This is a genomic window from Pseudomonas sp. Ant30-3 (assembly GCF_000690905.1).
GTDB lineage: Bacteria > Pseudomonadota > Gammaproteobacteria > Pseudomonadales > Pseudomonadaceae > Aquipseudomonas.
In genome coordinates, this window is record NZ_JMCL01000192.1 from 1 (window position 1) to 9,453 (window position 9,453).

The window sequence follows — 9,453 nt, forward strand, 5'->3', positions numbered from 1 at the left end:
GCGATCAACGCCCAACATTCAGAACGCGTCCGACCCAACCCCCCCCCAACACTCTTTACACATTCTTTATACCCCACCCACCCCCTCGATCTCGCGCCTTTACACCCTCTCTCCCGACAATACCTCCACACGCGGCAACACGCCGTAACACGGAGATTGACCCATGAGCATTCTGGACGGGGTGTCGCTGCTGCTGGCAGCGGGGCTGTTCATTTATCTGTTGGTGGCGCTGTTGCGCGCGGACCGGAACTAGGGGCGGCTAATGCACAGTTATGATTATTGGCTGATTCTGGCCTTCTTCGCGTTGGTGCTGATACCGGCACCGTTTCTTGGGCGCTTCTACTACAAAGTAATGGAAGGCCAGCGCACCTGGCTGTCGCCGGTTCTCGGCCCGCTCGAGCGCGGTTGTTATCGCGTCGCCGGCGTCGATCCGCAGACCGAGCAGAGCTGGCAGAAATACGCCCTGGCCTTGCTCGCCTTCAACCTTGCAGGTTTTGTGTTGTTGTTCGCGATCCTGCTGTTCCAGAATTACCTGCCGCTCAACCCGCAGAACCTGCCGGGCCAGGAGTGGACGCAGGCGTTCAACACCGCCGTCAGTTTCATGACCAACACCAACTGGCAGTCGTACAGCGGCGAAGCCACGCTCAGCTACCTCAGCCAGATGGTCGGCCTGACCGTGCAAAACTTCGTCAGCGCCGCCACCGGCCTGGCCGTGCTGGTCGCGCTGTGTCGCGGCATCGGGCGCAAATCCAGCCGCACCGTCGGCAACTTCTGGGTCGACATGACCCGTGCCACGCTCTACGGATTGTTGCCCCTGTGCCTGCTGCTGGCGCTCTACCTCGTCTGGCAAGGCGTGCCGCAAACCTTCGCGCAGTACGTGAATGCAGTGACGATGCAAGGCGTCGATCAGGTGATTCCGCTCGGCCCGGCGGCCAGCCAGATTGCGATCAAGCAACTGGGCACCAACGGTGGCGGTTTCTTCGGCGTCAACTCGGCGCACCCGTTCGAGAACCCGACCGCCTGGAGCAACCTGTTCGAGCTGGCTTCGATCATCCTGATCCCGGCCGCGCTGGTGTTCACCTTCGGCCATTACGTGAAAGACCTGCGTCAGAGCCGCGCGATCATCGCCTGCATGCTCGCGCTGTTCCTGATCGGTGGGGCAACCTCGCTGTGGGCCGAATATCAACCGAACCCGACCCTGAGCAACGCCGCCGTCGAACAGACTGCGCCGCTCGAAGGCAAGGAAGCGCGCTTCGGCACCACCGCCACCGTGCTCTGGTCGGTGACCACCACGGCCGCATCGAACGGTTCGGTCAATGCCATGCACGACAGCCTTAATCCGCTGAGCGGTATGGTGGCGATGGTCAACATGATGGTCGGCGAAGTGATCTTCGGCGGCGTCGGGGCCGGCCTCTACGGCATGTTGCTCAACGTGTTGATTGCGGTGTTCCTTGCGGGCCTGATGATCGGCCGAACCCCGGAATACCTCGGCAAAAAACTCCAGGCCAAGGAAGTGCAATTGCTCGTGGTGACGCTGCTGGTGATGCCCATCGGCGTCCTGGTGTTCGGCGCAATCGCCGCCAGCCTGCCGGGCCCGGTGGCCTCGGTGAGCAACCCCGGCGCCCATGGTTTCAGCCAGTTGCTCTACGCCTACACCTCGGCCAGCGCGAACAACGGCTCGGCGTTCGGCGGCTTTGGTGCCAACACCGCGTTTCACAACCTGATGCTCGGGTTCGGCATGTTGCTCGGCCGCTTCGGCTACATCCTGCCGGTGCTGGCGCTGGCCGGCAGCCTGGCGATGAAGAAAGCCGCACCGATCAGCCCGAACAGTTTCCCGACCCATGGCCCGTTGTTCGTGACGTTGCTGACCGTGACCATTTTGCTGGTGGGCGGTTTGACCTTCCTGCCGGCGCTGGCGCTCGGTCCGATTGCTGAACACTTGAGCCTGGGCTTCTGAGCCTGATGCCCATCAGTCAGCCAAAACCCGCTCTTTGTAGCAGCTGGCGCAGCCGGCGTCCGGCTGCGAAGCAGTCGTTCACCTTCCCCACGCGCTGCGTCAGGAGAACCAGGTGCTCAGGTTTTTTACGACTGCTGCGCAGCCGGACGCAGGCTGCGCCAGCTGCTACGGATCGGATTGCGCATGGCTGTTGGGTACTGGTTTTCAGATCTCTTTTTAGGAGCAGAACAATGAACATGCCCGCCATCAAACCGGTTGCCTCGAAGGCACCGGAACAACCGAAAACCGCAATGTCCGCACTGTGGCGACCGGCGTTGCTGCAAGCCTTCGTCAAGCTTGACCCGCGCCAGTTGAAGCGTTCGCCGGTGATGCTGGTGGTTGAACTGACCGCCATTTTCACCACTGTGTTGTGCTTCATTCCCGACCCGGCGGTGCCAACGTTTGTCGCCGCACAAATCGCCCTGTGGCTGTGGTTCACCGTGCTTTTCGCTAACTTTGCCGAGGCGCTGGCTGAAGGTCGCGGCAAGGCCCGCGCCGACAGCCTCAAGGCCGGCAGCGAAGGCCTCAGCGCACGTCGCAAAGCCGCCGACGGCAGCTTCCAGATCGTGCCCGCCGCCAGCCTGCGCAAAGGTGATGTGGTGCGCGTCGCGGCGGGGGAAATGATCCCGGGTGACGGCGAGGTGATCGAGGGCATCGCGGCGGTCAACGAAGCGGCGATTACCGGTGAATCGGCTCCGGTGATTCGTGAGTCCGGTGGCGATCGCTCGGCGGTCACCGGCAACACTCGATTGGTCTCCGATTGGCTGTTGGTGCGGATCACCAGCAACCCCGGCGAGTCGACACTCGATCGCATGATCGCCCTGGTCGAAGGCGCCAAACGGCAGAAAACCCCGAACGAAGTGGCGCTGGACATTCTGCTGATCGGCCTGACCCTGATCTTTCTGCTGGTGGTCGTCACCCTGCAACCGTTCGCGCACTTTGCCAACGGCAGCCTGCCGCTGGTGTTCCTGGTGGCGTTATTGGTCACGCTGATTCCGACGACGATTGGCGGGTTGTTGTCGGCCATCGGGATTGCCGGGATGGACCGGCTGGTGCGCCTCAATGTGATCGCCAAATCCGGTCGCGCGGTCGAAGCGGCGGGGGATGTGCACGTGCTGTTGCTGGACAAAACCGGCACCATCACGTTCGGCAACCGGCGTTGCACGGCGGTGTATGCCGCGCCCGGCGTCAGCGCCATGCAACTGGCCGAAGGTGCGCTGTTTGCATCACTGGCCGATGACACGGCGGAAGGCAAATCCATCGTCGAGTTTTTGCGCAGTCTGCATCCGCAACCCGAGCCTGCCGCCGAGTTGCTGACCGGCGTGCCGTTCAGTGCTGAGACGCGCTTGTCCGGCGTGGATTATCAGGGCCGCGTGTTCCGCAAAGGCGCGGTGGATTCGCTGCTGGATTTCGTCGGCCTTAAACGCGCCGATCTGGCCCCGGCACTGACACGGGAAATCGAGCGGATCGCGCAGAGCGGCGGCACGCCGTTGCTGGTCTGCGCTGACGGCAAATTGCTTGGCGTGATCCATCTGAAAGACGTGGTCAAACCCGGCATCCGCGAGCGCTTTGCCGAACTGCGCAAGTTGGGGATCCGCACGGTGATGGTCACCGGCGATAACCCGCTGACGGCGGCGGCGATTGCGGCGGAGGCGGGCGTCGACGACGTGCTGGCCGAGGCCACGCCGGAGAAGAAACTCGCGCGCATCCGCCATGAGCAGAACGACGGTCGCCTGGTCGCGATGTGCGGCGACGGCGCCAACGACGCCCCGGCCCTGGCTCAGGCGGACGTCGGCATGGCGATGAACGACGGCACGCAAGCGGCGCGTGAAGCGGCCAACATGGTCGACCTCGACAGCGACCCGACCAAGCTGCTGGACGTGGTGCAGATCGGCAAGGAATTGCTGGTGACCCGTGGCGCGCTGACGACGTTTTCGATTGCCAACGACGTGGCCAAATACTTCGCGATCCTGCCGGCGCTGTTTGCCTCGATTTATCCACAGCTGGGCGTGCTCAACGTCATGCAGTTGAGCAGTCCGCAGAGCGCAATCCTCTCGGCGATTGTGTTCAACGCGCTGATCATCGTCGTGCTGATCCCCCTGGCGCTGCGCGGCGTGCGGGTGCAAGCGGCGAGTGCGGCAGCGTTGTTGCGGCGCAATTTGCTGATCTATGGACTGGGCGGGTTGGTGGTGCCGTTTGTGGGGATCAAAGCGATCGACATGCTCCTGACTGCGCTGCACCTGGTTTGATGATTAGTCGCTGTGGCACCGCGTCGGTTGTGGGCGGATCTCTGTAGTGAGGATATCTCTGTGGTGAGGAGATCTCTGTAGTGAGGAGATCTCTGTAGTGAGGGGATCTCTGTAGTGAGGGGATCTCTGTGGTGAGGAGATCTCTGTGGCGAGGAGATCTCTGTGGCGAGGGGGTTTACCCCCGTTGGGCTGCGCAGCAGCCCCAAGCCCAAATGCGGTGTGCCAGAAGAAATGAATTTGCAGATCCAGGGGCTGCTGCGCAGCCCAACGGGGGTAAACCCCCTCACCACAGGTGTGTGATGCCCCAACAGTGAAGTGCCCCATAAGTGAGGTGGACGCCTCGGTTGTAAGCGATCTCTGTGGTGAGGAGATCTCTGTAGTAAGGAGATGTGTGTAGTGAGAGATCTCTGTGGCGAGGGGGTTTACCCCCGTTGGGCTGCGCAGCAGCCCCCAGCCCAATAAATGCAGTGTGCCAGAAGAAATGAGTTTGCAGATCCAGGGGCTGCTGCGCAGCCCAACGGGGATAAATCCCCTCACCACAGTGTGTGGTGGCACAGAAACTTGGTGTTTTTCCGCAGAATTCGATCCAGAGGGCGCTGCATGTGGTTTGACGATAGGCAGCTGCAGCAGAGCTTCTGTGGCAAGCGGCTTTTGTGGTGAGGGGATTTATCCCCGTTGGGCTGCGCAGCAGCCCCCAGCCCAATAAATGCAGTGTGCCAGAAGAAATGAATTTGCAGATCCAGGGGCTGCTGCGCAGCCTAACGGGGATAAATCCCCTCACCACAGGTGTGTGGTGGCACAGAAGTTTGGTGTTTTCCCTAAGAATTCGAGGAATCTGAAATGACCAAAATGATACGCCCAGCCCTTAGCCTTCTGGTGCTGATGACCCTCATCACCGGCATCGCTTACCCCTTGCTAGTCACCGGCATCGCCCAGGTCGCATTCCCCGACCAGGCCAACGGCAGCCTGATCCACGATGCCGACGGAAAGGTCCGCGGCTCGTCCCTGATCGCCCAGGATTTCACCGGCGACACCTGGTTCCACCCGCGCCCATCCGCCGGCGCCTTCGCCACCGTCTCAAGCGGTGCCAGCAACCTGGCACCGAGCAACCCGGCCCTGGCCACTCGGGTGATTGACGATGCCAACAAACTGCTGGTGCCTGGCCAAGGTCCGGTGCCGCTGGCGCTGCTGACCACCTCCGGCAGCGGCCTCGATCCGCACTTGCCTCCAGCCGCAATTGCCTATCAACTGGCGCGTGTCGCGGCAGCGCGTCACCTGCCGGTGGCGAAGGTGCAGCAACTGCTGGATGAACACATCGAACAGCCGCTGGTAGGGCCGCCGGTGGTAAACGTGTTGGCGCTGAACACCGCGCTGGAAAACCTGTAAATCAGCGGCGCCACCGTTCGCGAGCAAGCCCGCTCCCACAGAAGAATGCATTCCCCTGTAGGAGTGAGCCCGCTCGCGATGGCGGCCCAAAAGCCACCACCCACCCCACAGAAAAATGCTATCCCTTGTGGGAGCGGGCTTGCTCGCGAAGGCGGCCCAAAAGTCACCACCAACCCAAGGAGAATGCATTCCCCTGTAGGAGCGAGCCCGCTCGCGAAGGCGATAGAGCAATCACCCTTTCAACCTCTGAATAAAGTGAGCTTCAAGCATGAGCAACTCCGGCCGCGCCGACGCGCTTCTCGCAGACCTGCCCCGCAATGGCCGTGGCCGTCTCAAGGTTTTCCTCGGCGCTGCACCCGGTGTCGGCAAGACCTACGCCATGCTGCAAGCCGCGCACACGCAACTGCGCCAGGGCGTCAAAGTCCTCGCCGGCGTCGTCGAAACCCACGGCCGTGCCGAAACCGAGGCCCTGCTCGGCGGCTTGCCCCAGCAACCGCTGGTGCGCTCGGAATACCGTGGCGTGATGCTCGAAGAAATGGACCTCGACGGCCTGCTCGCGGCCAAACCGAAGCTGGTCTTGGTCGACGAACTCGCCCACAGCAACGCCCCCGGCAGCCGTCACGCGAAACGCTGGCAAGACATTCAGGAGCTGCTCGCCGCCGGCATCGACGTGTTCACCACCGTCAACGTCCAGCACCTCGAAAGCCTCAACGACCAGGTCCGCGGAATCACTGGCGTACAGGTCCGCGAAACCCTGCCCGACTGGGTTCTGCAAGAAGCCTACGAGTTGCTGCTCATCGACCTGCCACCCCGCGAACTGCTCGAGCGCCTGCGCGACGGCAAGGTCTACGTGCCGGAGCAGGCGAGGGCGGCCATCGATGCGTTTTTCACCCAGACCAACCTCACCGCGCTGCGTGAGTTGGCGATGCAAACTGCCGCCGCGCAAGTCGACAATGACCTTGCCCAGGGTTATCGCCAACTCGGCCAGGCAGCGCCCGCCGTGCGCGGTCGCTTGCTGGTCGGCGTCGATGGCGATGAACACGCCGAGCGCCTGGTGCGTCACGCCAGCCGCGTCGCCCAGCGGCGGCATTTGCCCTGGAGCCTGGTGCACGTCGACAACGGCAGCGCGCGCGATGAGCAAGCGCGCTTGCGCCTGCAGAGCGCCCAGCAACTGGCCGAACGTCTGGGCGGCGAAGTGGTGTTGCTGCGCGCTGGCGAGGTGGCGAAAACCCTCATTCAGCACGCTGCCGAACGCCGCGCCAGCCTGGTGCTGGTCGGCCAGTCCCGGCAGCGCCTGCGTCGACGCCTGTTCGGCGGCGGCCTCGCGTCACGTTTGTTGCGCGATGCGCGCGGACTGGAAATCAACGTCCTCGACAGCGACCACCCGCAGCATCCACCGCGGCAACGCTCGGCACTTTCGCTGGTGTGGTTCGACTACGCGCTCGCGCTGGTTGCGACGCTGTTGGCCACCGCGCTCGCCTGGGCCGTGGCCAGCGTCCTGCCGCTGCCGAATATCTCGCTGGTGTTCCTCGCCGCCGTGCTGCTGGTGGCGGTGCGCAGCAGCCTCGGCCCGGCGCTCGCGTGCGCGGCGATGTCATTCCTGACCTACGATTTTCTATTCATCCCGCCGAATTTTTCCTTCAGCATTCAGCGCGAAGAAGACGTGCTGACCTTGCTGTTTTTCCTGCTGATGGCCGCGCTCACCGGCAACCTTGCCGCGCGTCAGCGTCGGCAGTTGCAAGCGCTACGGGACACTCAGGAAGAGACCAGCGAACTGCTCGATCTGTCGCGCAAACTCACCGCCGCCACCGACCGTCAGGCCGTGGTCAGCGCCGCCGCGCAGCACCTCGATGGCTGGACTGATTTAAGCGTGTGCCTGCTCAATCGCGATGGAGCGGCTGGCTGGAAAGTCGAAACCGGCGGTCCGTTGGAATTCAGCGAAACCGAACGCGCCGCCGCCGATTGGGCCTGGCAGCACGACCAACCGGCCGGTGCCGGCACCGGCACGCTGCCGGCCGGACGTTGGTGGTGGTGGCCGCTTTCAGTTGAAGACGGGCCGCTGGCGATCCTCGGCGTGTGCGCCAAAGAAGGCCAGACCTTGAGCGGCCAACGCCGGCGTTTGCTGACGGCGCTGAGTCAACCGCTGGCCCAGGCACTGGCCCGCGCGCAACTCGCCGACGACCTCGAAGCAGCGCGCCTGCATGGCGAAACCGAGCAACTGCGCAGCGCGCTGCTGGCCTCGGTCTCGCATGATTTGCGCACACCGCTGACGTCCATGCGCGGCAGCATCGACAGCCTGCTGGCGCTAGGCGAGGCGATCCCCTTGGAGGATCGCCGCGAGCTGCTCGAAGGCACCCGCGATGAAGCCGAACGCCTCGACCGCTACATTCAAAACCTGCTGGACATGACCCGTCTCGGCCATGGCGCATTGAAACTGGCGCGGGACTGGGTGGCCCCGGCAGACATCATCGGCAGCTCGCTCAATCGCCTGCGCGCCGTCCTGTCGCCGTTGCAGGTCAGCACCGAACTGCCGGCCGATATGCCGCTGCTGTATGTCCACGCCGCCTTGATCGAACAGGCGCTGGTCAACGTGCTGGAAAACGCCGCGCGCTTTTCACCGGTCCACGGCCGCCTGCAACTGCGCGCCGGCTCGGGTGATGACGAAATCTATTTTTCGGTCAGCGATGAAGGGCCGGGCATTCCCGAAGAGGAGCGCGCGAAGATTTTCGACATGTTTTACACCGCTGCGCGCGGTGATCGAGGCGGGCAGGGCACCGGGCTGGGGTTGGCGATCTGTCAGGGCATGGTCGGCGCCCATGGCGGCCGGATCAGCGTTGCCGACGGCATTGAAGGCCGCGGGACTTGCATCACCTTGCACCTGCCTTTGCAGGAACAACCGGCCCTGGAGAGTGAGCGTTGAAATCGAAGCCTGATACTCTTCGCCCATCTTCCTGCCGCGACCGCCAATTATGAGCCAGACCGCGACCATTCTGGTCATCGACGACGAACCGCAAATCCGTAAATTCCTGCGCATCAGCCTCGCGTCCCAAGGCTACAAAGTGCTCGAGGCCGGCACCGGCGCTGAGGGGTTGGCGCAAGCCGCGCTGAACAAACCGGACCTGCTGGTGCTCGACCTAGGCCTGCCGGACATGGACGGTCAGCAAGTGCTGCGTGAATTTCGTGAATGGTCGACGGTGCCGGTGCTGGTGCTGTCGGTGCGCGCCAGCGAAGGGCAGAAAGTCGAAGCGCTGGACGGCGGCGCCAATGACTACGTGACCAAGCCGTTCGGCATTCAGGAGTTCCTGGCGCGGGTGCGCGCGTTGTTGCGCCAGGCACCGACCGGCGAAGTTCAGCAGGCGGCACTGACATTCGGCCCGTTGACCGTCGACCTGGCCTATCGCCGGGTATTGCTCGACGGCGCCGAAGTCGCGCTGACCCGCAAGGAATACGCGGTGCTTGCGCAACTCGCGCGGCATCCGGGAAGGGTGATCACGCAGCAGCAATTGCTCAAGGACATCTGGGGGCCGACGCACACCGAGGACAGCCATTACCTGCGGATCGTCGTCGGGCATTTACGCCAGAAGCTCGCCGACGACCCGACCCGACCAAGGTTCATCGTGACCGAAGCGGGGGTTGGGTACCGGTTGCTGGAGGAGGGTGGTGTCTGAACATACAGCCGCGTGGCGATGAAGCTTTTGTGGCGAGGGGGCTTGCCCCCGTTGGGCTGCGCAGCAGCCCCTAACCATACAATCTGATTTCTTCAGGCTCACCACATGTCTCGGGCTGGGGCTGCTTCGCAGCCCAACGGGGGCAAGCCCCCTC

The 9,453-nt window shown here is 63.3% G+C and carries 6 protein-coding genes; all 6 read left to right on the forward strand.

The annotated features are described in order from the left end of the window. The first annotated feature begins 163 nt into the window (after positions 1–163). Complete coding sequence (kdpF, locus tag DU29_RS01000000130690) at positions 164–253, forward strand: K(+)-transporting ATPase subunit F (protein WP_033051083.1); 90 nt, start codon at positions 164–166, stop codon at positions 251–253. Between the two features lie 9 nt (positions 254–262). Beyond that, positions 263–1,957 carry a potassium-transporting ATPase subunit KdpA gene (gene kdpA, locus DU29_RS0128640; protein ID WP_028624768.1) on the forward strand — a complete coding sequence of 565 codons (1,695 nt, stop codon included), beginning with the start codon at positions 263–265 and terminating at the stop codon, positions 1,955–1,957. Positions 1,958–2,187: 230 nt separating this feature from the next. Beyond that, positions 2,188–4,245: a potassium-transporting ATPase subunit KdpB gene (kdpB, locus tag DU29_RS0128645; protein ID WP_028624769.1), complete on the forward strand. Its 2,058-nt coding sequence runs from the start codon at positions 2,188–2,190 to the stop codon at positions 4,243–4,245. 840 nt (positions 4,246–5,085) lie between these two features. Continuing rightward, positions 5,086–5,631 (forward strand): potassium-transporting ATPase subunit KdpC, encoded by a 546-nt coding sequence (gene kdpC, locus DU29_RS0128650; protein WP_028624770.1) that lies wholly within the window; start codon positions 5,086–5,088, stop codon positions 5,629–5,631. A gap of 268 nt (positions 5,632–5,899) precedes the next feature. After that, positions 5,900–8,551: a sensor histidine kinase gene (locus DU29_RS0128655; RefSeq protein ID WP_028624771.1), complete on the forward strand. Its 2,652-nt coding sequence runs from the start codon at positions 5,900–5,902 to the stop codon at positions 8,549–8,551. Positions 8,552–8,600: 49 nt separating this feature from the next. Further along, positions 8,601–9,299: a response regulator gene (locus tag DU29_RS0128660; RefSeq protein WP_028624772.1), complete on the forward strand. Its 699-nt coding sequence runs from the start codon at positions 8,601–8,603 to the stop codon at positions 9,297–9,299. Positions 9,300–9,453 lie beyond the last annotated feature (154 nt).